18 protein-coding genes and 1 tRNA gene are annotated in these 24549 nt (G+C 51.6%); 5 read left to right on the top strand and 14 right to left on the bottom strand.

What is annotated here, in order from left to right:
* The first annotated feature begins 92 nt into the window (after positions 1 to 92).
* Positions 93 to 7832 (top strand): CHAT domain-containing protein, encoded by a 7740-nt coding sequence (locus tag HCG48_RS16640; RefSeq protein ID WP_168570158.1) that lies wholly within the window; start codon positions 93 to 95, stop codon positions 7830 to 7832.
* 56 nt (positions 7833 to 7888) lie between these two features.
* Here the strand turns inward: HCG48_RS16640 and HCG48_RS16635 are convergent, their stop codons facing one another.
* The 11 genes from HCG48_RS16635 to HCG48_RS16585 all read right to left on the bottom strand — a co-directional run bounded on the left by HCG48_RS16635 (position 7889) and on the right by HCG48_RS16585 (position 17532).
* Positions 7889 to 8749, bottom strand: a complete 861-nt coding sequence (locus tag HCG48_RS16635; RefSeq protein WP_168570157.1) for a calcium-binding protein — start codon at positions 8747 to 8749, stop codon at positions 7889 to 7891.
* A gap of 101 nt (positions 8750 to 8850) precedes the next feature.
* Positions 8851 to 10506: a glycosyltransferase family protein gene (locus HCG48_RS16630; protein ID WP_168570156.1), complete on the bottom strand. Its 1656-nt coding sequence runs from the start codon at positions 10504 to 10506 to the stop codon at positions 8851 to 8853.
* A gap of 121 nt (positions 10507 to 10627) precedes the next feature.
* Complete coding sequence (locus HCG48_RS16625; RefSeq protein ID WP_168570155.1) at positions 10628 to 11548, bottom strand: NAD(+) kinase; 921 nt, start codon at positions 11546 to 11548, stop codon at positions 10628 to 10630.
* Positions 11549 to 11747: 199 nt separating this feature from the next.
* Complete coding sequence (gene nuoK / locus HCG48_RS16620; protein ID WP_168570154.1) at positions 11748 to 12053, bottom strand: NADH-quinone oxidoreductase subunit NuoK; 306 nt, start codon at positions 12051 to 12053, stop codon at positions 11748 to 11750.
* A 71-nt stretch (positions 12054 to 12124) separates the two neighbouring features.
* Positions 12125 to 12745: an NADH-quinone oxidoreductase subunit J gene (locus HCG48_RS16615; RefSeq protein ID WP_168570153.1), complete on the bottom strand. Its 621-nt coding sequence runs from the start codon at positions 12743 to 12745 to the stop codon at positions 12125 to 12127.
* A gap of 76 nt (positions 12746 to 12821) precedes the next feature.
* Complete coding sequence (gene ndhI / locus HCG48_RS16610; RefSeq protein ID WP_168570152.1) at positions 12822 to 13445, bottom strand: NAD(P)H-quinone oxidoreductase subunit I; 624 nt, start codon at positions 13443 to 13445, stop codon at positions 12822 to 12824.
* A 115-nt stretch (positions 13446 to 13560) separates the two neighbouring features.
* Positions 13561 to 14679 carry an NADH-quinone oxidoreductase subunit NuoH gene (gene nuoH, locus HCG48_RS16605; RefSeq protein WP_168570151.1) on the bottom strand — a complete coding sequence of 373 codons (1119 nt, stop codon included), beginning with the start codon at positions 14677 to 14679 and terminating at the stop codon, positions 13561 to 13563.
* Between the two features lie 357 nt (positions 14680 to 15036).
* Positions 15037 to 16197, bottom strand: coding sequence for a citrate synthase (locus tag HCG48_RS16600; RefSeq protein WP_168570150.1), 1161 nt, complete (start codon positions 16195 to 16197; stop codon positions 15037 to 15039).
* Positions 16198 to 16360: 163 nt separating this feature from the next.
* Positions 16361 to 16867: a phosphohistidine phosphatase SixA gene (gene sixA / locus HCG48_RS16595; protein WP_168570149.1), complete on the bottom strand. Its 507-nt coding sequence runs from the start codon at positions 16865 to 16867 to the stop codon at positions 16361 to 16363.
* A gap of 118 nt (positions 16868 to 16985) precedes the next feature.
* Entirely contained in the window at positions 16986 to 17288 is a 303-nt protein-coding gene (locus HCG48_RS16590) for a DUF3181 family protein (RefSeq protein ID WP_168570148.1), read from the bottom strand.
* Positions 17281 to 17532, bottom strand: a complete 252-nt coding sequence (locus HCG48_RS16585; protein WP_168570147.1) for a 2TM domain-containing protein — start codon at positions 17530 to 17532, stop codon at positions 17281 to 17283. The genes HCG48_RS16590 and HCG48_RS16585 overlap by 8 nt, the downstream gene beginning before the upstream one ends.
* A gap of 201 nt (positions 17533 to 17733) precedes the next feature.
* Here HCG48_RS16585 and HCG48_RS16580 point away from each other — a divergent pair, with 201 nt between their 5' ends.
* Complete coding sequence (locus HCG48_RS16580; protein ID WP_168570146.1) at positions 17734 to 18264, top strand: hypothetical protein; 531 nt, start codon at positions 17734 to 17736, stop codon at positions 18262 to 18264.
* Here the strand turns inward: HCG48_RS16580 and moaC are convergent.
* Positions 18261 to 18794, bottom strand: coding sequence for a cyclic pyranopterin monophosphate synthase MoaC (moaC, locus tag HCG48_RS16575; protein WP_168570145.1), 534 nt, complete (start codon positions 18792 to 18794; stop codon positions 18261 to 18263). The two genes, HCG48_RS16580 and moaC, sit on opposite strands and share 4 nt — an antisense overlap.
* Positions 18795 to 18831: 37 nt before the next feature.
* Here moaC and HCG48_RS16570 point away from each other — a divergent pair.
* Positions 18832 to 18905: transfer RNA gene (locus HCG48_RS16570), tRNA-Arg, on the top strand.
* A gap of 112 nt (positions 18906 to 19017) precedes the next feature.
* Here the strand turns inward: HCG48_RS16570 and HCG48_RS16565 are convergent.
* Positions 19018 to 20268 (bottom strand): MFS transporter, encoded by a 1251-nt coding sequence (locus HCG48_RS16565; RefSeq protein ID WP_168570144.1) that lies wholly within the window; start codon positions 20266 to 20268, stop codon positions 19018 to 19020.
* 147 nt (positions 20269 to 20415) lie between these two features.
* Positions 20416 to 21435: a glycosyltransferase family 2 protein gene (locus HCG48_RS16560; RefSeq protein ID WP_168571929.1), complete on the bottom strand. Its 1020-nt coding sequence runs from the start codon at positions 21433 to 21435 to the stop codon at positions 20416 to 20418.
* Positions 21436 to 22388: 953 nt separating this feature from the next.
* On the opposite strand from HCG48_RS16560, the gene HCG48_RS16555 reads away from it, so the two are divergent.
* Positions 22389 to 23162, top strand: a complete 774-nt coding sequence (locus HCG48_RS16555) for a class I SAM-dependent methyltransferase (protein WP_246259596.1) — start codon at positions 22389 to 22391, stop codon at positions 23160 to 23162.
* A gap of 37 nt (positions 23163 to 23199) precedes the next feature.
* Positions 23200 to 24510 carry a glycosyltransferase family 4 protein gene (locus HCG48_RS25530; RefSeq protein WP_210437056.1) on the top strand — a complete coding sequence of 437 codons (1311 nt, stop codon included), beginning with the start codon at positions 23200 to 23202 and terminating at the stop codon, positions 24508 to 24510.
* The last annotated feature ends 39 nt before the right edge of the window (positions 24511 to 24549 follow it).

The following is a 24549-nucleotide window of genomic DNA, read 5'->3' as shown; positions in this document are numbered from 1 at the left end:
ATTGAAGTGTTATAATGTGAGCCTCGTTTTCGAGACACCTCCGTATTTTCCATCATTGTTAGGTCAGAGAAAAACATCGGGGAATCTCAGGTATGAATAACTCATTCAGGGCGATCGCATCTCTCGTTCTCCTTTCATCTCTCACGGGAGTTAGTAAATCCTCCTTCGCTCAAGCGATTATTCCGGCATCAGACGGTACGGGGACAGCCGTTACCCCAGAAGGCAATCACTTTAACATTCACGGGGGACAGCCCTCCGCAGATGGAGCGAATTTGTTCCATAGTTTCGAGCAATTTGGCCTAGAAGCGGGGCAAGTCGCCAATTTTCTCTCAAATCCGGAAATTGAGAATATTTTAGGGCGCATCACTGGCGGCGACGCTTCGATGATTAACGGTTTAATTCAAGTGAGCGGTGGCGATTCCAATTTATTTTTAATGAATCCCGCCGGGATTTTATTCGGCGCCAATGCGAGTTTAAACGTACCGGGAGACTTTTTCGCTACCAGCGCCACGGGGATTGGATTTAGTGACAACCATTGGTTTGATGCCCGGGGAGAGAATGCCTGGGCCAATTTAGTCGGAACTCCTTCTCACTTTGCTTTTTCCTCCCTGCAACCGGGGGCGATCGTTAATTTTGGCAATTTAACCCTGCAACCGGGGCACAATTTAACCCTTCTGGGGGGTAGCGTCCTCAATGCAGGTACATTATCGGCGCCGGGGGGAAACATTACCCTCGCGGCGGTACCCGGGGAAAGCGCGGTCAGGATTTCCCAAGAGAACCAGCTTTTAAGTTTAGAAGTCAGACCGGGAACGGCAGAAATGGGAACGTTTACCCCGCAATCCTTGCCGGAATTGCTGACAGGTGCGGGGGCCACTCATGCAAAAACAGTAACGGTTAACCCGGATGGCAGCCTACAGCTATCGGGTTCGGGGATCGCGATCGATCCGCAAACCGGAGATACCATTATCTCCGGTGAAATGACCGCAACCGGGGGACAAATTGCCGTTCTAGGCGATCGCGTCGCACTTATTGAAACTAAGATGAACACCTCCGCCCCTCACGGCGGCGGAACCGTACTCGTCGGCGGCGACCTGCGCGGTCGAGGAAGCGTCCCGAATGCCCGACAGACATTTATCGATCGCCATTCCAGCATCGCCGCCGACGCCACCGAGTTCGGCGATGGCGGACGAGTCATCGTCTTTGCCCGAGAAAATGCCCAAATTCACGGGCAACTCAGCGCCCTGGGCGGGATTCTCGGCGGAGACGGCGGCTTCGTCGAAACCAGTGGCTTGCAATCTTTAGAAGTCAGTAGCGTTCCCAACGCTCGCACTCGTTGCGCTAACGTTCCGACCTGCGGTAGTGGAGGGGAATGGCTGATCGACCCCAACGATATCGAGATCGTCGCCGGAGCGGGTACGGTCAATATTAACAATACCACCCCCTTCGCCGCCACGGCGGATAGCGCGCAATTGGGGGTCGATTTAATTGTAGCGGCCCTGACGGGGGGCAATCAATCCGTCACCATTGAAACGGGCAGTGGAGGCACCCAAGAGGGCAAAATTACGGTGACTGCGCCGATTGATTTTAACGGAACTGGATTAAACAACACCCTGACCCTCAATGCCCACAATAATGTTTATATTTACGGTCAAATTAGCGATAGCGTCCCCGGTGGGGATTCCCTCAATTTAGTTTTAAACGGCGATATCGACAATCTGGGTGGGGGAGGCATAGCAATTCCCTATACCACTATTCATACAGGGGGTGGGAATTTTACAGCCACGGGAACGGGCAGTCCGACCTCACGTCACGGCATTCTTCTCGATAACGCAACCATTAATGCGGAAGGTGGCACGATTACCCTGACTGGGAGGGGATTGGATGGGGTAGATAACAATAGTGGTATTTTGCTCTCCAATGGGAGCGTATTGCAAACCAACGGCAATGGTTCGATTCGCTTAGACGGAACTGGGGGAAGCGGAGTACATTGGAATACTGGATTATATACCGAATGGAATACGGGATTATATATTGAAAATGCCACCGTAACCGCCAACGGGGAGATCCTGTTAACGGGGACCAGTGGTAAAGGAACTAACTTCAATCGAGGAATCTTTTTAGATGGCGCGATCGTTCGTTCGGAAACGGGCAATATTCACCTGATTGGAACGGGGAGTAATAGTTCGGGAGAATATAATCCCGGTATGGTTTTACAAGCAAATTCTCGCCTGGAAGCACCGCAAGGAACCATTACTTTAGAAGGTTTTGGGGTCAACGGAACCCATTGGAATGGAGGGATCTTTGTCGATGAATCTACCCTGTCCGCCGATGGAGATATTCGTTTAACGGGAATCGCTAACGGAACAGGGGAAAATAACCGGGGAATTGGCGTAACGGCGGGTAGTCTGGTCGAATCAACAACCGGGTCGATTGTCATCGATGGAACGGGCGGCGTTCAAGGATTCTTTAATACCGGAGTAGCGATTCGTGATGGGGTTTCCCTTTCGGCTTATCGAGATCTTCGAGTCACAGGAATGGCCCGAGGAACCGAAAAAGTCAATGATGGAATTAGTGTGATGAATGGCAGTACCCTACAAACGGAGATAGGGTCAATTATTTTAGAAGGAACGGGCGGAAATGGAACGAGTGAAAATTACGGAATTTATATTGATAACAATGTTCAAATTTCCTCCAATCTTGGAGAAATCAATCTAACGGGAACGGGGGGCAATGGAAGCGAATTTGCAAATATCGGTATTCTTTTTAGAGGGAACAGTATAATTGAGTCCAAAGAAGGAGATATCGTCTTACAAGGAAATGGAGGAACGGGAGATAGTTTAAATCATGGCATTTTCGCCAATGATAATGCTCGCATTTTTTCGGAAAATGGAAATATTAGTCTGACGGGAATAGCGCGTGAGGTAACCGCAGACCTCAATCAAGGAGTTCGCCTGCTAAATGGCAGTAATATTACTTCTCAAAAGGGAGCGATCGCCCTTGAAGGACAAGGCGGTAGCGGAACCGATAACAATCCTGGAATTTTTCTTACTGGTAGCACGATTTCCGGTCACCAAAGTGTCATCCTCAAAGGAACTGGAAACGGCACAGGAGAAGGTAACCTCGGCATCGATCTTGAAACAGGTAGTACGGTAGAAGCGACGGGAACGGAGGATTTACTCCTTGAAGGCGTTGGGGTTAGCGGTGCAGAGGGAATCGGATTAAATGGTGTTTTAATTAATCCCACGGCGACGGGAACGGGAAACCTTATTTTCCGAGGAAATAATATTAGTTTTCAGGGCGAAAGTCGGATTACTACGAATAATACTTTAACATTAGAACCGATCGCCCCAGGAACGGCGATCGCCGTCAACGATGCTACGGGAGATTACAGCCTCACCACAGAAGAATTGCTAATGCTCGACGTTCGCAGTGGTAATTTAACCCTGGGTTCCGATACCGTCGGCAATATTTATGTCGGTTCTTTGGGAGAAATTGACCTCAGTAATAGCAATTATAATCTAACCCTCAAAACCGGGCAGCAAATTTATGTTAATAACGGCATTATTACCGACAGCCAAAACTTAACCCTAGACGGCGCCGTCAGCTTGCTCCGTGACGTAAATTTTCGTACTATTTCCGGCAATATAACATTTAATAATACCCTCGATGGCGCTCATCATTTAACGTTAAATGCGGGGACGGGAAACATTGATTTTGCCGGAAATATCGGCAGTCAAACGCCATTAGCAGATCTAACGATCGCCCAAACTCATAACTTAACGACGAGAGAAATTAATGCTACCAACCTAACTCAACTGGCCGGAAGCGGAACGACAACATTTAACGGAAAAATTACCGTAACGGGTGCTACAGGTATCGATCTAAATACCCATACCATTCACTTTAACGCTCCCGTAACCACCACTGGATTAGGTGGAGTCACCCTCGCCAATACCGAAAACTTAAATCTCGTCCATCCCTTCAATCTCAACGGCCCATTTACGCAAATAGGGACTGGAACGGTAACCGTTGCTAGCCAAATTGAAACCAACAATAACGAACTTCGTTTTAACGCCCCCGTCACCTTAATGCCGGGAGCTAATTTAGTTCCCGGAACGGCAATTTTGGCGTTTGATTCTAGCCTGGATATCGGGAATCATCCCCTAACGTTAACGGCGGGAGAAATAGATTTTAACGGGGCGGTGAGAGGAACGAATCGCCTCAGCTTACAACCCGCAAGCCCCGATCGAAATATAATCCTGGGAGCAGATACGGAGAGCGATGCAAGTTTCGATTTAACCGCAAATGAATTATCTCAATTTGAAGATGGATTTAGTGCGATCGCCCTGGGTCGAGCCGATTTCACGGGAGAAATTACAATTGTTAATTCTCTGCAATTTAGTGACCCGATCGCCTTAGAAGCAGGTTCGGGGTCGATTACGGCGAACGGTTCCATAACGGGATTGGGGAATGGGTCGATCGCCTTTAATGCGGCCACTATTTATCTGAATTCAGATTTAAAAACGATCGATAATAATATTTCGCTGACGGGAAATATCATCCTCGGCAATGAGATTGAAATAGACACCAATAGTGCAGGGGGTGACATTCGCATTCTGGGGAATGTTGATGGGAATCGGGATTTAACTTTAAATGCAGGAACAGGTCAAATCGATCTGAATGGAAATCTCGGCGAAACGTCTCCACTAGAGGATTTGAACATTACCAGTAACCAGACGACGATCGCCGGAAATATGACCACTGAAGGAGATACGACCTTTGACGGCGCGATCGCGATCGCCGGACCGGTCACGATAACGACCCATGACGGTGACCTCATGATTCGAGGAACCCTAGATAGCGCGATCGACTCGACAGAAAACTTAACCCTCAATGTCGGCAACGGCGATCTCACATTTGACCGAGCCGTGGGTAGCCAGCAACCCTTGGGTCAGTTGAAGATCGACAGTGCAACTCGGATAACGGCTCTAGAAGCGATCGCTGCCGGGAGTTTGAGTGCGACGAGTACGGATACGATCGACCTGCGCGGTCGAGTGACGACGACAGGGGCGGCAGGGGTGCGACTGAATGCCGAAAATGCGCTCACCGTCAGGGATATCACTAGCAACGGTCAACCGATCGCCTTAGAAAGTCGTACCGCCAACGTCCAAACCGGGAATTTAGATAGCACTTCGGCTCCGACAGGCGGGGCGATCTCCGTCACCAGCAGCCAAGGCGAAATCATCACCGGAAATCTCACATCGACCGGAGTCGATCGCGGCGGCGATATTACCGTAATGGCGAAACTGGCGATTACATCGGGGGCGATCGATTCAAGTGCGACCGTCGGTGATGCGGGGAATGTTTTCCTCGATCCGATTGGCGATATTCAAGTGAGCTCGATTAACGCGGAAGGGGGAACCACAGGTCGCGGTGGCGATGTTTTTATCGAAACCACCGGGGGATTTTTCCGCGCGACCGATGCGTTCCCATCCTCCTATTCGCCAACGGGACAGGCGAGTATTTCGACGGCGGGAGGCGCTGGCGGCGGAAGCATCACCCTGCGTCACGCGGGAGGCGACGGTTTAGACCCAATTGAGGGCTTTGAAATTGGCAATCCTGCGTTTCACGGAACGCGCGATGTCGTCACGACAGGGACATCGACCCTCAACCTCGGCGAAATTTTCCCCCGCTCTTTTACCCGGGGAAATATTACAGTGAGTACGGATGATGGGGTCGATCCCGTACCGGAACCGCAAGTCGTACCGGAACCGGAACCCGTACCGGAACCGCAACCCGTAGCGGAACCGGAACCCGTACCGGAACCGCAAGTCGTACCGGAACCGGAACCCGTACCGGAACCGGAACCCTTACTGGAACCGGAACCGCAACCCGTACCGGAACCGGAAGGGGTCGCGGAAACTCCGCAAGAATCGCTTCCCGCTCAGACCGCACCAGGAGCGCCCCCCCTAGAGCCGATCTCACCTCAGAATGGTTCTCCGTCAGAAGCGGTAGGGGGAAACAACCCCCTACCGGAAGCGATCGCCTCCGAACCCAATAGGACTGAAGCTCCGGAAATTGCGCCTTTATCGCCAATTCTGCCTTTAGCACCATCGGCGATCGCCCCGTCATCGCAGGTTCCAGTGCGATCGCCGATTCCCGCTTCGTCGGAAATGGCGCCGAACACGATTGAAAACAATCCTCTCCCCCAGGGCAACATCGAATCTCAAATGACTGCCGCCACGAATCGCACTTTACCTACTGCGGCGCCTGGGTCTGAGTTTCCTTCCGGTCAACCGACTCAATCGGTCGGAAGCGTCGCCATCCTCGAACCATTCTCGGCGACATCGGAATCCATCGTTCCCCCAAAAACAATCGCGGATGGAAATATTAACCCTGCCTCGATCCCGATCGACAATTCCGCTCGCTCCGAACCCATCGTAGAAGTTTCGATGACGGGGATCGAGCTAGATACGCAAATCACGACCTTGGAAGAGGCGTTATCTCGCGAATTTATTAATCACTTCAACCATCCTTCCCATTTTAATTTGCTTTCTCTCGATGAAATTCGGCAAGTTTTGCGAAAAACGGAGGAAGAAATGGGAATGAGAACCGCAGTGGTTTACATCGTTTTTGGACGCACTCAGTTAAATGATAATGCAGCTCTCGTTTGTCCGAGTGGCGAACATAATCAAGAGCGAGATCGCGATCGCTTCGTTCGTTCCGATCGCATCTTACAAGAAGAATTAGGATGGCCGTGCGATCGCCATCCAGAGGACCCGGTAGAATTAGTTGTCGTTACAGCATTTGAAAAACCCTTACGCCTCAAAATTCCTGAAGCTCATCGCCAGATTGTCGAACAATTAGCTGTTGAATTTCGCCATAAAATCACCGATCGCAAAAGATCCTACAGTCAACTCTATTTAGAACCATCTCAAGAGCTTTATCGCTTATTAATCGAACCGATTCAGCCGACCTTAGAACAACGAAGGATTCAAAATTTAATTTTCGTTCCCGATGAGGGATTGCGATCGCTGCCGTTCGCAGCTCTTCACGATGGAGAACAGTTTTTAGTCGAACAATATAGTTTGGCGATCGTGCCGAGTTTCAGCTTGACCCAGCCAACTTATACCAATTTAAAAAACGAGCAAGTTTTGGCAATGGGAGCCTCAGAATTTGAAGAATTAACACCTTTACCTGCGGTTCCTCTAGAGTTAGATGCGATTGTTTGTGGCGATCGCTCCCGGTCGAGTTCCTGTTGGTCGGGCAAGCAATTTTTAAATGAAGAATTTACACTCAACACCCTAAAAGAAGAGGTGGATTCTAAAGAATTTAGCATCGTTCATCTCGCGACGCACATGGATTTTCAGCCGGGAAGCGCCGACAACTCTTATATTCAATTGTGGGATGGCCGTTTGCGATTATCGGACATGAAAGATTTACAATGGCAAGTAGCTGGAGTGGACTTATTAGTCTTTAGTTCTTGTCGCAGTGCGATCGGCGATCGCGAGGCAGAATTGGGATTTGCAGGATTGGCGTTGCAATCCGGCGCTAGATCGGCGATCGCCAGTCTCTGGTATGTCAGCGATAATGCCACCTTGGGGTTAATGAGCGAATTGTACGACAACCTGCGATCGGCGCCCATTCGTGCGGAAGCGTTGCGACAAGCGCAATTAGAATTTATCCGAGGTAACGTCCGCCTTGAAGCGGGACAATTGATGCTTTCCGAAGGGGCGATCGCCTTACCCAAACAACAGGATGTCCGGGAGATCAAACCGCTTTCTCATCCTTATTATTGGGCCGGATTTACAACCATCGGCAATCCTTGGTAAACCAGCAATTTGCAAAAGCTCAATTCAGTGGTGAAATTGCAACAGACCGACCCTTATCAATCCAAACGCACCGTGTTTCCAATTAACTGGAGAAACGCACTACCGAAATGCTGAATTTCCAAAAAGCCCGCATGATCCCTAGCAGGTTTGTAAATCTTGAACGTTCGCATAATTCCCAACGTCGCCGCACTTTCCAACGGACCGATAAAACTCGGATCTCGGTCTAAAAAATAGGGTTGCTGCGCCCAATACGCCATCTGTCGGGCATTAAGAAAATAACATCCCGAGTGGGGATTGAGAGTCCGCTTAAACATAACCGACTCTTCCATAATTTTGCCCTTGAGTTCCGGCGCTTCCTTGACATTCTGAAAGCGCGCCGTTACTTTCGGTGCCAAATCGCCATCGATGTAAGCTTTGTAACGCTGGCCCTGCATGGCGATTTCGTAGCGATTCGGCTGCAACAAACACGCATCTCCCGCATGTTGCGTAAACCATTTGAGTTTGATAAAAAACCACGGATCGCGCAGGATTAAATCATCTTCGAGATAGCAATAATAATCGTAATGACCCAAACTGTCGCGAAGAACCGCTTGACATTCAAACCCGAGAAACATCGGTTCTGCGTGAGTCGCATGGTGGCGATAAATATTGCGATCGAGGGGAAGTTGTGCCAATAAATGACGATCGCCCGTGGTACAAATGACAATATCGAGGTCGTTGGCTTGCGCCTGATTGACCGGGAGGGCCGCACATTGGGCAATGTCGATCGAGGATTGAGATCGACCGAATACGGACCATAAATGAGCAATGCACTGGCTTAGGGCGAGAATGCGCGGTTGAGGGTTTTTTCCGAGAGAACCGTGTTTTCCGCCCCCTTCTGGATTGAAATAGTGGGCAATCGTCAATAAAATTCGCATCGATTGGATTGAGGTCAAAGAGTAAATGAGAAAAGGGCGATCGCGGGTTCAATGAATCTAAATAAATCAATTCATTCATCGATCGATCGACGATCGATCGATTAATCGGCAAAGAGTTCGGGAAGGCGATCGCGCAACTGACGATTTAATTCGGGTAGGCGATCGCGTAATTGTTTGTACCACTCGCTGCGTTGGCGGTAATGCTGACAGAGTAAGCGATTTTCAGCCACCCACCGATAGGCATTTTGGGCTAATGTTTGCCGTAAAAGCGGATCGGTAATTAACGCCTCTAAATGCTTGCCAAATTCTTCGACAGTACGATAAATTAAGCCAGTTTTTCCTTCAACGATCGTGTGTTCGTAAACCACCGGACTCGCCAATACTGCCACCCCATGTCCGGCGCATTCGAGAAACTTGAGATCGGACTTCATGCTGTTAACCCGCGTCGGCGTAAGCGGGAGTAAGGCGAGGTCGCATTCGTCCATAATTTCTAAATATCGTTCGTAAGGACAAAAAGCTTCAAAATCTTTACGATCGCCCTCTAAACTCTGCAAGGCATTCCAAAACTTGCGATCGTGAATGACTTTCACCCGCACGCGATCGCGGTATTTTCCTAACACTCGATTCAGTTCTCCGACAATCGGTTCCCAATCTGCCTCGCGATTCAAAGCCCCGAAGAAAATCGTACAGGTTCCGTCATTTTTATAGCTTCGTTCTGGCGGTAATTCGGTCAGTTGATTGGCAAAAACGGCAACATTCGGATTGTGTTGGCGCAAATAGTCGGCGAGAGGTTCGGTAGAGGTTTGTACCCCATGACAACCTCGATAACTCAGAAAGCGATTTTGTTCGTATTGGGGACGGCGTAACGGGTCGTCGTCAATTTCGGCAATAATCAGATAATCTCGTCGCAGTAATTCGCGCAAGCGAGCGAAATCGTGGGGATATTTTAAAATGGTACGCTGCCAAATAAAGACTTTTTCTTCTTGGGGTAAGGCGAGGGAAAGATCGGCATTTTTGACTTCGGCGATCGCCCGTACTCCGGGAATCGTATTACTCAAGCGATCGGGGTCGAGAACCCGAGGGCGATCGCACGCCGTCGGCGCCATTAAAATCGTATGCACGAACAATCTTCGGGGAGGACTTTCCGTTTTACTTGCTCGTACTAAATAAGATTCGGTATTGGCTTGCGTGGCAAAGGTTTGAGGATCTAAGCCCAATTCTTTGACCACGGGAGAGAGGGTATGAGCGAATTCTTTAAAGGCTTCTGTTTGAACGCCTACGGTTTGCACTTCGTAGAGATTTAATCCGGCTTGATTAAATAATTTTTTAATCGTTTCCAAACTAAAAAAACGTAGTTGACAATTGTCAAAATTCGTGCCTTGTTCCAACCCTAGACCGCGCAATAAATAGACGAGATGGTGCCAATATTGAACGTTAGGAATACAGGCAACAACTTGCCCGTTTTCGCTCAACCAACGGGCGCTCGACTGTAGCAATTTAAGCGGGTCGAAGACTTGGGTCAAGGTGCGATCGAACACCAAACAATCCACGGACTGTTCGACGATCGCGGGTTCGACGACGTCCGAGGCATGGCGATCGCACGCGATCGTCAGATATTCCCCCCGGGGATTGATGCGGCGATAGTGTGTGGCCCGTTGCGAAGCCGATTCCCGCGCATTCGACGGGCGATCGTCGCAAATTTCAACAACCCGTCGCGCATCGGCGGGAATCAATCCGAGTAAGTTTGAATCAGGCATGAAGGAGTTTAGAGTTTAGAGTTTAGATTTTAGAGTTTAGATTTTAGATCGAGCAAGTTAGCAAAACCCTCGCCACCGACTCCGTCCTCCCGAAGTGGCGCTGTTTCCTTCTCCCTCGTTCTCAATTGCGATGATTATTACTGTAATGAATCCTCGCCCCCGCCCACTGCAACTTTTCTCGTAACGTATTGTAGTAGGAATAATTTTCGCGCAGGATAATAAATTTAGCGCGACAATCCGCTACTTTGACATCAACCCGATGTCCCGGCCAAATCGAACTCGCCAAGACCCCATCCATCCACAGTTTCGTACTCAAATCACGATCGGCAAGGGGCCAAATACTGACCACCGACCCGGGAGGCAAAACAATCGGACGACTCGACAGACTCAACGGACAAATCGGCGTGACGACCATCGCCTCCATCCCGTCGTGAACGATCGGACCGTTGGCGGAAACGGTGTAACAGGTCGAACCTGTCGGCGTAGCGACGAGCAACCCGTCCCCTTGATATTGATCCACCACTTCCCCGTCAATTTCCATTTCTAGAATCGAAGTAATCATGCGATCGGCGGCGGCGGGTTTGACACACATTTCATTGAGGGCCAAATAGCGATCGCTAGCGGGAATTAAATTAGAGCGATCGCCCTCAAAAATCTGAGCTTCGATCATCATCCGACGCTGCACCGCGTAGCGATCTTCGAGCAAGTAATCCCAAACCTTCTCGCTATCTTGAAACGTCTCCGACGGCTGAGTTAAAAAGCCCAAATGTCCGCCGACATTGACCGCCAAAATCGGAATATTTTCCGCCGCTAAATGACGGGCCGCAGCCAGTGCCGTTCCGTCGCCGCCCAAAACCAGGGCTAGATCGATCGCCGACGTAGCAGAAGCGAGGAAAACCGGGTAGGGATTGTCCTTGGAACCACTCGGACCCATCAACACCTTACAGCCGCGCGCTTCGAGTTCGCGGGCGCACTGTTCGGCTCGACGGCGACTGAGGTGGTCTCCGGCTTTATGGGCGATTATCGCGTGTTTGAGTTGCACTGGTAATGAACTCCCAACCCTTTGCATGTCGATATTTTCCCCAGTGTACCGAGGGGGTGGCGATGTCGATTGTACGAGTTCGTACCTTTTGCCGCTTTGCCAACGAAAAAACCGAATCGATGCGATCGACCCGGTTTTTTGATGTTCGGCGAACTCGGTACAGTCTCGACCCGAATCCTAGAACTTGCGGTGGTTTGGCCTACCACTTGAGCAGGTTAAACTGCTCCATATCCACCGTATCGCGGTTGCGGTAGATCGCTAAAACGATCGCCAGTCCCACTGCCGCTTCGGCAGCCGCTACGGTAATCACAAAGACACCAAATACCTGACCTTTAATCTCACTGGAATCGAGAAAATTAGAAAAGGCCATCAAATTGAGATTGACCGCATTGAGCAGCAGTTCGATCGACATCAACACCCGCACCGCGTTGCGGCTGGTAATCAATCCGTAGATGCCGATGCAGAACAAAGCGGCAGCCAGCACTAAAAAATATTGCAGTTGCATCTGCTTGAACTTTTGTAAATTAGGTGAACGTTTGCAAGAAAAACACGCAGAGCCAGCCAGATCGTCGGATCTTACCGATCTCGCGCACTGCCTTGGAGGGAGCCGACGGGTTCGCGAGGACGTTCGGGCAGTTGTTCGAACATCAGCCGTTGTTCGCTCGGGGTCGAACTCTCGTCGGGGAGCAGGTCGCGGCGGGCCAAAATAATTGCGCCGACCATCGCCATGAGCAAGAGGACGGAAGCTAACTCAAATGGCAGTAAGAAGTCCGAGAAGAAATGCTCGCCAATGGTCACAATCGAGCCATTCGCTTGAGTCGCTACGGCAGACACTTCCCAGGGGATGGAGAAGACCATCGTGGTTAGCAAGGCGAATAAGCCCAAAGACACCAAAGCGGTTGCCCCTTTGCGGATCCAGGCATTCGGCATCTCGACGAAATCTTCCCGTTTGTTCACCAACATGATCGCGAACAAAATCAGGACGTTGACGGCGCCGACGTAGATCAGCACTTGGGCGGCGGCGACGAAATCGGCATTGAGCAATAGATACATCCCGGCCATGCTGATAAAGACGCCACCGAGTAAAAAGGCCGAGTAGACGATGTTGCTAAACAGTACCACCCCTAGTGCGGCACCGATGAGCGCGACGCTCAAAATCCCGAATGAAATAATCTGAATGCCTTCGGCTAAATTCACGGTCGTATCCTTTGTTTGTGGTCACAAATAGAGAAATCGAAAGGGAACTCAACAACGGCCCGATCGCTGGAGGGGGTTAGTTTTTGGAACTGGCTTCCGGGGTTTGGCGTTCGGCTTGTTTCTCTAATTCTTGAAGAATGTCTTCGGGATGTTTGCCCGCACGCGGCGCGGTATGGGGTACCACGTGGGGATCGACGACGCCTTTGGGCAGGTAGGCGAGTTCGCGCATGGGCGAGACCATCGGATCGTCGGTGACTTTGTAGGGAAGGCGGCCCATGGCGACGTTATCGAAGTTGAGTTCGTGGCGATCGTAAGCCGCGAGTTCGTATTCTTCGGTAACGGAGAGGCAGTTGGTGGGGCAGTATTCCACGCAGTTAGCGCAGAAGATGCACACGCCGAAGTCGATGCTGTAGTGCTTGAGGTTTTTCTTTTTGGTTTCTTTATTGAATTCCCAATCGACGACGGGCAAGTTGATCGGGCAGACTCTAACGCAGACTTCGCAGGAGATGCACTTATCAAATTCAAAGTGAATGCGTCCCCGGAAGCGTTCGGAGGGGATCAGTTTTTCGTAAGGATATTGGACGGTAATCGGTCGGCGACTCATGTGGTCGAAGGTGACCGAGAGTCCTTGACCGATGTATTTGGCGGCTTGTAAGGTTTCTTTCGCGTAATCGCCGACTTTACTGAGAAAATTCAGCATGAGGTTCTCCTGATGACTAGTTGAGGCGAGAGGTTGGGCTGGCGTTGGTGGGGAATGGCCCGAGGGGGTTGGGGCGATCGCCAACCCAAAAACATCGCGCGGTCACGACGGCGGACTAGCCCCCAAAGGCAACTGGAAACGCCAGTTTTAAGGCGGCGGTCAGTAGCAAGTTGACGAGGGCAACGGGTAAGAGAAATTTCCAACCGAGGTCGAGTAACTGGTCGATGCGAACGCGCGGCACGGTCCACCGGAGCAGAATGGCCACGAACACGAATAAGTAAGCTTTGACCAGGGTCATGACGATGCCGAGCACTCCGGCGAGAACCTGGAACCAGGGAGCGGTTTCGCTGACACCGAACCATCCGGCGAGGGTTTCGACGGGGATGGGGAATTCCCAACCGCCGAGGTAGAGGACGGAGACGAGCAAGGCGGACAGCATCAGGTTGACGTAGGAGCCGACGTAGAACAGCCCGAATCTCATGCCGGAATATTCGGTTTGGTATCCGGCGACGAGTTCTTCTTCGGCTTCGGGTAAGTCAAAGGGGAGGCGTTCGCATTCGGCGAGGGCCGCGATCCAGAAGATGACGAATCCGGCGGGTTGGCGCCAGATATTCCAGCCGAGGATCCCGTAGCTGGATTGTTGTTGGACGATATCGACGGTGCTGAGGCTGTTGGACATCATGGCGATCGCCAAGACGCTCAAAGCCAGGGGAATTTCGTAGCTGATCGACTGGGCCGCAGCACGCAAGCCCCCGAGCAGGGAATACTTGTTGTTGGAGGAATACCCGGCCATCAGCAGTCCGATCGGTTGGATGCTCGACAGGGCAATCCACAAGAAGATCGCAATTCCCAAATCGGTAATCAGTAAGTGCTGTCCGAAGGGGACGATCAGGTAGGACAAGAACACGGGAAGCACGACGAGAATCGGCCCGAGGGTAAACAGGATCGGATCGGATTGGGCCGGGACGATATCTTCTTTGAAGATCAGTTTCAAGCCGTCGGCAGCCGGGGCGAGAATGCCCAACGGTCCGATATATTCCGGCCCGATCCGTTGTTGGGCGGCGGCAGAAATTTTACGTTCCAGCCAGACGCCGACCAAGACGCCCACGGTGGCCACCGCGAGCATGAGTAACATCGGTAAAGGCATCCAAATGGCTTTGGCCAGACCAGCCGGAATGCCCAAATCCGTGAGGATTTGTATAAAACTTCCTTGTAGGTCAATTCCTGGGTTCATGCTTCACTTTAGATTATGAAGATTTTTTACGACGGTGACTGAGTATCCAGTATAACGCCCGATGGGGGCGGCAATTCTAGAGGGGTAAGGGGGATCGAGCGGTGTTAGAAGGGGTTAAGTTTCGGCGATCGCGCGCCGATTTCCCCCGGGGGATCGCCACTGGAGGGGGCGGCCTGTTTTATTTTACGTTTTCACGTTTCCCCGTTAAACACGCGGGGCTAAAACCGCTTGAAATTGGCGGATTATTTCTTTTTATCGGCGCCATAAACTACGGCGCGATCGCCCCTCTTTCGACCGGAGAGGCGATCGCGCTCGATCTCGACCTACAGGTGTGGGCATCTGCCACCGACTCGACCGCTAGCGTTCGGCGATCGCGACGAAGGGGGCGCTGTGGGATCCGGTATAAATCTGAGTCGGTCGATAAATCCGGTTTTCGGCGAGTTGTTCTTTCCAGTGAGCGAGCCATCCGGCGACGCGGGCGATCGCGAAAATGGGCGTGAACAAGTCGTTGGGAATGCCCAACTTGCGGTAAACCAAACCGGAATAAAAATCGACGTTGGCGTAAATCCCCTTGTGACCGAGTTTTTCCTCGACCACGCGCTCCAACTCGATCGCGATATCGTAATAATCGTCGCGTCCGGTACTCTCGAACAACTGTTCGGCCAAGTTTTGCAAAATATCGGCGCGCGGATCTTTCACTTTATAAACCCGGTGTCCGAACCCCATAATTTTCGATTTCGTTTGAATGCAATGCTCCACATAAGCACGCACGTTGTCCACGGATCCGATATTTTCGAGCATTTCTAACACTTCTTCATTCGCCCCGCCATGCAACGGTCCGGCGAGGGTGCCTACGGCTGAAGCCACCACTGCATAAGGGTCGGTGAGGGTGGACGCCGTCACCCGTGCCGAAAACGTCGAGGCGTTGATCGTATGCTCGGCGTGCAAGGTCAAACAAGCATCGAAAACCTTGGCGGCTAAGGGATCCGGTTCGCGCTCGGTGAGCATGTACAGGAAGTTCGCCGAGTAATCCAAATCGTCGCACGGGGTAATCGGGTCGTTCCCTTTACGCATCATTTGGAAGGCGGCGACCATCGTCGGAATTTTCGCCAACAAACGCACGACGGCGGCGCGGATGTAAGCGGGATCGTCTAAAGCCCGACGGGAATAAAACAGACCCAAGGCGGCTGCGGAGGCTTGCAAGGCGTCCATTGGGTGACCGCTTTCGGGAAAACATTTCATCATGTCCCGAATTCGGTATTTGATCCGGCGGTGATAGCGGATTTCATGCTCGAAGGCATCGAGTTCTTCGCGGGTCGGCAGTTCTCCCCAAATCAATAAATAGGAGGTTTCTAGAAAGCTGGCTTGGGTGGCGAGTTCGCCGATGGGAATCCCGCGATATTCCAAGATGCCGTTTTTGCCGTCTACATAACTAATGCTGGAGAGGGTAGCAGGAACCCCTTCTAAACCCGGCTTAAATTCAAACCCTGTTGTTTTCAAATCGCCCGCAACGGTCATAAGTTTTACCCTGTGCTTACGCTAAATAACATCAAGTTAACTTACCAGAAACTTTCGTTGTGTTGGTCTTTTTACAATCAATCGCGCGATCGAGATTAAAGTTCGAGAGGAGCTTGGTCGAGGAATCGGCGACTGGAACGGTGGGGAGGCGATCGCCCGGAACTTACAGCAACAGTTTGGGCGGGGTCAGCCAAAATAACACGCTCTTGCCGACGGGGGATCCCGTTCTCGGCAAGATCAAACCGACGATCCCGGCTTTTTTGATCGCCAGGCGATCGCCGATGTCGCCAAACACCAACTGTTCGGCCCAATGTCCTAAATCGGGTTCGTGTCCGACTAGGGCCAAGTGAGTTTCCGCCGAGGGCTGCCAGTCTCGGTACCAGTGCAACCACTGCTGGAAATTCCCGGCGGGTTTGAGGTGGGGATATTCTTCGAGGGTGTCGCTCAATCCCTGCTCTTGCAGGATTTCAGCCGTTTGTCGGGCGCGGGTGAGGGGACTGGTCAGCAGGCGATCGAAATGAAGGCCGAGTTGCTCCAGACGGCGGGCGATCTGGCGGGTTTTGCGAAACCCCTCTTCGGTGAGGGGACGGTCGGCGTCGCGCTCGTAATCGGCACGGTCGGCGGCGATGCCGTGGCGGATGAGATAAATGCGCTTCTCGGTTGGGGTCAACGGGCCGTCCTCCCAGGTAACAAAACGATCTCATTGCAGCCGGGGGTGCTCTGAGGCGATCGCGCCGGGTCTCGCTGGCGTGACGATCCGGGGGCGATCGCCGGAAGGTCTGCCACCCTTACAATCGGCGTTGGAATTCTTCGAGGATGTCCATTAATTGAACTTGACATTGCATCGGCAGCAGTTCGACCAGGGGCAGTTCCCGACGACCGCCGCCGACTTTCACCGGAATGCTCCCGAGGATCTCGACGACGCGATTTTCGTCGAGGGCATTGTCTTCGAGTAAGGGATACAGCCGTTCGGCGAGGGGCAGGTGGAGGTGAGCGTCATCGAGTCGCAGGTGCCATTTGGCAACGTCGATGTAGACCTTATCGGCAATTTCAGCCGCGAGGGTTTCGATGTCTTCAGTGTGATTAGCCATGAGTTTTATAAGAGTAATCGGCGATCGCAAAAATATAAACCCCATGGGCGATCGCGACGGACAACCAAACGAGGGTCAACCAAACGGTCCAGGTCCAATCGGCGTGCTGGAGGGTTCTCAAAAACCAGATTCCGGAATTGGACGCGGCAAAAATGGCGACGTGAACGGCAAAATTCATGCGATCGTCTAGTTTGCGGTACGCCGGATCGTTGCGGTCGGGTTTGCGGGGCCAACGCGGTGGCATAGATTTCTACTCTCGAACGAAGGAAAACAGAGGAAACCGAAATAGCTCGGTATTGGACTTTCCCCATTGTGACATCCTTCGAGGGTCGATTCGCAGATTATAGCGGGGGACTTAGAGCGACTCCAAGCCCCTCGGCAATTAAAAGGAAAGTAACGATAGAATGCAAACAGAGATTGTTTATCCGCACACCCGGAAAGTTTTGTGATTCGTTCGCGCCTCCTGTCCTCCAATCCTCGCAAACGCCATAGTTATTTGGCGATCGTCCCCCTCCCGGACGAAACGGCGGCCTTTCGAGCCTACCGAGTTCTGCAAAGTTGCGGGATTTCTCCCGAACATTTGGCGATCGTCGGTGAAGGCTACAGTTCGCCGCAACGGATCGGCTTGCTCGAACCGTGGCCGATGGCGACCGCGAAAGCCCGTCAATTTGCCATCCGTATCGGCACCTCGGGGGCGGCGATCGCCCTGCTGGCGGTGGCGGTTTGGCATTGGGGCTTTGACTATCCCCTCACCCTCCACTTACTCTCGGTGATTCCCGCCTGCGCGATCGTCGGCGGGTTTTTCGGTGCCGTCCTCGGCGCTTTGTTGAGCTTTTTAACCGAAGGCAGCACGGTTGGCGTCTACCACCATCATTTACGCCAAGGCGGCTATTTACTGATGATGGAAGGTTCCCAAAAGTTAGTGCGCCGAGGACAAGATGTTCTCAAACAATATATGAGTCCCAAAGCCCGCTAATCCAGTTGAGTTGATTCGGCGTCATAGTCGCCGCTTTTGCCTCCGGTTTTGCGAATCAGGCGAATCGATTCGATCGCGATCGCCTTGTCTAGGGCTTTGGCCATATCGTACAAGGTTAAAGCCGCTACCGATACGGCGGTCAGTGCCTCCATTTCGACCCCCGTTTCCGCTTGGGTGACCACCCGCGCCCGAATTTGATATCCGGGCAGTTGGGAATCCGGATTCAGTTCCACCTCGATTTTGTGCAGGGGAAGCGGATGACACAGGGGGATCAGATGGGCGGTCTGTTTCGCCGCCATGATTCCCGCCAGTTTCGCCGTGGTCAGCACGTCCCCTTTCGGGGCGTTCCCCGCTTCGATCGCCCTAAAGGTCTCTGGATTGACCCGTACCCGTCCGGCGGCGATCGCCTCCCGTCGGCTCGCCGGTTTTTGGGAAACATCCACCATCTGCACCTGTCCGGTAGCGTCTAGATGGCTCAGTGAGTCTGGGTTTTGAGAATTTTGCGAAAAATTTTCCAAATCGCTTGCCATTTTCCGGGGAGTGTATGTTAATATAGTTTCTGCGCGAGGGCTTGTAGCTCAGTGGACTAGAGCACGTGGCTACGGACCACGGTGTCGGGGGTTCGAATCCCTCCTAGCCCGTCAGCATTGTAAGTTTAAAACAAAAGGTCGAAGGTTTACGCCTTCGGCCTTTTTGGTTTTTTGGAGGATCGCCGCAAACAACCCGCCGACTCGTGCGGTTCTACAAGCGGTTCTACAACCCGTTTTTGACCGCGTAGACATCGACCGATCGCCCCAAGGCAAATCGAACCGACTGTTTTACCGTTTGACTCGATTGGGTGACAAAAGTCACCAAGGCGATCGCGGCCATCGAGGCAGCAATTCCAAACATATTGCGATAGCCGACATCTTGGGCGATCGCCCCGAGAATCGGTCCGGCGAGGGCGATTCCCAAATCAAAACCGCCAATACATAGGGCGAAGAAACGACCGCGTTGGTGGGGTTGGCAGCGATCGGCCATCAGGACGACCATCATCGGAATTAAGGTTCCGGCGCCGCAGCCTTCGACAAAGGCGGCCCCTAAAATATCTATGGGCGAATGAGCCTGCCACAAGCCCAGCATGGCGACTAAATAACAAATTAACCCCCCCGTAATGAACAATCCCCGTCCGTAGCGGTCCGAGGCGCGTCCGATAAACAGGCGCAGGCTAAAACTGGCGATCGCCGCCGCCGTGTAGAAAAAGCCGGGATTTAAGTCGATCTTGGCCGATTTAATATAAAGCGGGATAAACGTGGCGATCGTGCCGAACACTAACCCGACGGTGAGCATCACGAAGCTGGGAATGCGCACTTGCGGACTCGCTAACAGCCGCCAAAACGATTCCGACCGTTCCGAATTGAGGCGATCGCCCCTGTTTTCGGCGACCTCTCGCGGCGGTTCCTCGACGGCGAATAAAGTCAGCCAACTGAGGAATCCGAGGGCAAAAGACATCAAAAATAAGGGCGTATAGCCGAGGGACGCTTGTAAAAACCCCCCGATCGCCGGACCGATCGCCACCCCGAGGGGATTGACCAAACTCATGTAGCCGACCAGTTCGCCGCGACGCTGGGGCGGCGATAAATCGGTCACCAGAGCACTATATCCGGTGCTAAAGGCGGCGATGCTGATGCCGTGGAAGGCGCGCAAGACCATCAACAGGGGAATCGATTCGATCGCCAAATACCCCAACGGGGCGATCGCCACCACTGCGGCCCCGATCCACAAGACCAGTTTGCGACCGCGACGGTCCGCTAACGGCCCCAACCAAGGACGGGAAGGTAATAAGCCCAGGGCAAAGGCACCCATCACCAAGCCGATTTGCGCTTCGGTCCCGCCGAGATCTTCGACGTAAAGCGGCAAGGTCGGCAGCAAAGAAGCGATACTCGCCCAAAACAGCAAACCGGAACCAAATAAGATCGTTAAGCTGTTGCGTCGGTTCGGTTCGAGTTGCTGGAAAGCGTTCAAAGCGGTGGGCTCCTGGATTGAGAAGACTGGCGAGACGGCGCGATTCAGTCCGTCTCTCTGTTTCTAGTGTGCCGCACGCAGTTTTGTAACGCAATATTAAGCTCCCGACGGGGGCGATCGCGTGGGCGACTCCGTCGGAGTGCTGCCTTACTCGGATTCGGAAGCACAACCGCCGATCACTTCGCGAACCCGGTAGATGGGGCGGTTTTGAGACTCGTGATAGGTTCGCATCAACAATTCGGCAAGTAAGCCAAAACAAAACAGTTGCACCCCCGCCAGCAGTAATAAGAGAGCGAGCAACAGTAAGGGGCGATCGCCGATACTCTGATTAAAAACAAGTTTAATAAAGGTCAGGTGAAGACCGATCGCCGTGCCCAAGGCGATCGAGATAACCCCGAACACCCCAAACACGTGCATGGGACGGGTCAGAAATTTCTTCATAAAGGAGATCGTCAGCAAATCCATCACCACCCGCAAGGTGCGCCCCAAACCGTACTTACTGTAGCCAAATTTGCGGGGGTGGTGTCTGACCGGAAGCTCGGCGATCCGAGCCCCTTCAATAAACGCCAAAGCGGGTAAAAAGCGGTGCAGTTCGCCGTAGAGTTTCATATCCGCGACCAGTTCGCAGCGATAGGCTTTCAGAGAACAGCCGTAATCGTGCAGGCGCACTCCCGTGACCCGTCCGATAATCCAGTTGGCAATTTTAGACGGAAGTAGGCGGGTGAGTCGGTCGTCTTGTCGATGTTTGCGCCATCCACTGACTAAATCGTAATCTTCGGCGAGTTTGTTGACGAGCAAGGGGATATCTGCCGGATCGTTTTGTAAATCGCCGTCCATCGTCACGATAACGCGACCGCGCGCGTAGTTAAACCCGGCGGCCATTGCGGGGGTTTGACCGTAATTGCGGCGCAGAATAATGACTTTGAGGTCTTGACGCTCTCGGGCCGTCTGTTTGAGCCATTGGGCCGATCCGTCTTGAGATCCGTCATCGACGCAGATGATTTCGTAAGAGTGGGGGTTGGCTTGCATTACGGAAGCGATCGCCTCGATCAGGTGAGGCAGACTTTCGACTTCGTTATAAATGGGAACGACGACGGAAATCTCGATCGCGCGATCGTTGGGCTGGGTCGAGTCACCTGGTACCGAGGCAAAGAGGGAAGCGTCCATCACTGAGAATGTTAGGGAAATATGGGGGTTAAGTTTGGGATCGGAGGCGATCGGCGATCCTCCCTTGGAGTCGCGCACGCGAACGCCCGCGCTTGAGGTGGGGCGCTGATTCCCCGGGTAATACTCGATCGCAGTCAATTTTCGCATAAGGCTTTGGCGATCGCCTAGGTTTTGCCGATCGCCCGCGTTCCCCCTCTCCCTCGGCACCACGGGCGACTTGATGTATAATTGTGATGGATAATTTATCCCGTTGAGGTCTCGGCACATTAGCTATTTCTTCCGGCGAGAGTGGGGGTTCGCGTAGCGACTCCAAAGGAGGATCGCCGCCGCGAACTTGTTTGATTTTTCTCCACAACATCGATATCGAACCCATTGGGCGATTGCCCTGAACATACTTCCCTACCCTCTTCATTTCCCTAACGATTTTTCCCCATTTCAGCCCCGTTTTCGTAACATTTCTCAATCTTTAAGCCCGATCTCGGCGATCGGATCCCCTTAAAAAGGGCGGTAAAAAAGGACTTCGCTTGACTCTTTTCATCTCTTCCTAAGCACCCTTTTTCAACGACCGCCACTCGATCCGGCGATCGATCTAGCTCGGAAGATCGCACAGGTTTTCACCTTAGATAAAGCTTACATAAAGCGAGAGCTGAAAATTGATAAAGATTTGATAAAATTACCGTAGCGCTCTTGCAATCGATCTGGTAGAACTGCAAGAATTTAAGTAGATCCACGGAAGAAAAACGGACATAAGCGAACCGTCGATCGCCGAAAGACTTGGAATCAGCCTGAATCTCCAAAAGCGAGAATTAAAATATCTCATTTTGTTTGACGAATCCGTACTGTTCGCAAAAGCGATCGCCATCCCATAAAAACATAATATAAAATTGCATAGTATAATCTTCCCCCATCCCCGGACCGATCGCTCGTTGTCTTAACTCCGTTTGAGTCTGACCGTGGTTTGTCGTCAAACCTCAGAGGTGAGCGCCTTGGTGGACTTTCCCGAAACGGCAGATATTGAAACATCCTCGGAGGACTACGCGCGGCGATTTAGCGGAAAAATCGGCGATTGGTTGCTACAGGTTCAGGAACGCGCCACCTTAGACCTGCTCGCACCTTATCCTAACGCTCGCATTTTAGATGTGGGTGGAGGACACGGACAACTCGCCGAACCCTTAACCCGTCGTGGATATCGCGTCACGGTGTTCGGAAGTGACGCAGGGTGTAAACGCCAGATTGCACAATTATGCGATCGCGGCGAATGCGATTTTCAAGTAGGAAATATCCTCGATTTACCCTATGGCGATCGGGCGTTCGACATCGTTATTAGTTATCGATTGCTGGCTCATGTCAAGCAATGGCAAAAATTCTTAACCGAACTGAGCCGCGTGGCAGATCGAGCGGTCATTATCGACTATCCCAGTCTCAAGAGTATCAACGCGATCGCCCCTTACCTATTCCAATTAAAGCGAAAAATTGAAGGCAATACGCGACCGTTCGCCTGTTTTCAAGAAACCGATCTTTTAGAAATTTTCCAAGCTTGCGGCTTCGAGTTCGGCGATCGTTATCCGCAATTTTGCTTACCGATGGTTATCCACCGAAGTGCTAACTCTCCCCGGGTTTGCGCCACTTTAGAACAACTTTGCCGACAAGTAGGATTGACCGATCGATTCGGGTCTCCCGTGCTGTTGAAACTGACGCGATCTCAACATAAATTTTCGAGATCTTAAAAACCTTCTGTTTCATCAACTATTTTCCTTTAAAACAATGAAATTATTAGCTCGCCATCCTCATAACAAGATCGAAAAGTTTCCCCCATCTTCTAAACGTCGAGAAGTTGGCAATCCAGGATTTGGTCGTACACAACCCGATTCAGAGCCTTTTCAGGGGTTGCATATTTTATTTTTAATCCCCCATCCATTTTTCCAAGATCGCGGCTCGCCGATCGCCGATAATATGGTGCTAAAAGTCCTCGCCGAACGGGGCGATCTCGTCGATGTCGTAACCTATCCAGAAGGTCAAAACGTCCATTACAAAAATGTCAAACTCTATCGAACCCGAGCCATTCCCTTTGTCAACCATGTCCGTCCTGGTTTTTCTTGGAAAAAATTAGTTTATGACGCCCTCGTGCTTCTAAAAGTTATTCAATTAACCTGCAAGAAACAGTATAACCTCGTCCATGCCGTTGAAGAAACCGTCTTTATTGCTTTAGTGCTAAAAGTTTTCTCCGGGATTCCATACATTTACGATATGGACTCCTCTCTAGTGCAACAGATGGTTGAAAAATATTCATGGCTTAAATTCATTAAACCAATTTTAGACGTTTTTGAGAAAATTGCAGTCAAAAACGCTCAAGTCGTCGTCCCCGTCTGCCAAGCGCTCGCCGACGATATTGCTCGATATCGACCGAAAAAAGTCGTTTTACTGCCCGATATTTCTTTACTCAAGCCCGAGACAACTCCCAGTCAGGAAAACTTAAAGCTCGACCTCAAAATCGGCAATTTGATGTTGATGTACGTCGGTAATTTAGAAAATTATCAAGGGATCGATCTCCTCTTAGAAAGTCTTTCTCTCGTCATCAAAGAACGGGAAGCGATCGACTTGGCGATCGTCGGCGGCGAACCGTCGGACATTGCTAAATATCAAGAGAAAGTCGATCGCCTGGGGTTAACAGGAAAAGTTCATTTTCTCGGTTCTCGACCAAGCAACGAACTCGCCAACTATCTCTCCCAAGCTGATATTTTAGTTTCCCCGCGTATCAAGGGAAAAAATACGCCGATGAAGATTTATTCTTATCTCGATAGTGGAAAAGCAGTTGTGGCCACAGATTTACCCACTCATACCCAAGTGCTCGATCGCCACGTCGCCATGCTCGCACCAGCCAATCCCGAAGATTTTGCCCGAGGATTGATTTGTACGATCGACGATCCCGTGCTACGTTTAAAACTTGGAATTGCCGGAAAAATGTTAATCCAGCAAAAGCATACTTACAGTGCTTTTCGCAAGCAGTTAAATGGGTTGTACGATCGCCTCAAATACGAAATTTTAGCTCCTCCGCCAAGGGCGATCGAAGCTTGAAAAATTGAATCACATCAACGAGGACTTCAACTAACAAAA

It is taken from the genome of Oxynema aestuarii AP17 (assembly GCF_012295525.1).
GTDB lineage: Bacteria > Cyanobacteriota > Cyanobacteriia > Cyanobacteriales > Laspinemataceae > Oxynema > Oxynema aestuarii.
Note: the sequence above shows the minus strand (reverse complement) of the source record. Positions and strands in the feature narration are given on the sequence as shown.

Bases quoted from the DNA above. Each gene is read 5' to 3' on its own strand.
- moaC (WP_168570145.1), bottom strand. From the start codon at position 18,794: ATGGCAAGCGATTTGGAAAATTTTTCGCAAAATTCTCAAAACCCAGAC.
- HCG48_RS16635 (WP_168570157.1), bottom strand. From the start codon at position 8,749: ATGCGAATTTTATTGACGATTGCCCACTATTTCAATCCAGAAGGGGGC.
- nuoK (WP_168570154.1), bottom strand. From the start codon at position 12,053: ATGCAACTGCAATATTTTTTAGTGCTGGCTGCCGCTTTGTTCTGCATC.
- HCG48_RS16590 (WP_168570148.1), bottom strand. From the start codon at position 17,288: ATGGCTAATCACACTGAAGACATCGAAACCCTCGCGGCTGAAATTGCC.
- ndhI (WP_168570152.1), bottom strand. From the start codon at position 13,445: ATGCTGAATTTTCTCAGTAAAGTCGGCGATTACGCGAAAGAAACCTTA.
- HCG48_RS16560 (WP_168571929.1), bottom strand. From the start codon at position 21,435: ATGGACGCTTCCCTCTTTGCCTCGGTACCAGGTGACTCGACCCAGCCC.
- HCG48_RS16585 (WP_168570147.1), bottom strand. From the start codon at position 17,532: ATGCCACCGCGTTGGCCCCGCAAACCCGACCGCAACGATCCGGCGTAC.
- nuoH (WP_168570151.1), bottom strand. From the start codon at position 14,679: ATGAACCCAGGAATTGACCTACAAGGAAGTTTTATACAAATCCTCACG.
- HCG48_RS25530 (WP_210437056.1), top strand. From the start codon at position 23,200: ATGAAATTATTAGCTCGCCATCCTCATAACAAGATCGAAAAGTTTCCC.
- HCG48_RS16630 (WP_168570156.1), bottom strand. From the start codon at position 10,506: ATGCCTGATTCAAACTTACTCGGATTGATTCCCGCCGATGCGCGACGG.
- HCG48_RS16600 (WP_168570150.1), bottom strand. From the start codon at position 16,197: ATGACCGTTGCGGGCGATTTGAAAACAACAGGGTTTGAATTTAAGCCG.
- HCG48_RS16640 (WP_168570158.1), top strand. From the start codon at position 93: ATGAATAACTCATTCAGGGCGATCGCATCTCTCGTTCTCCTTTCATCT.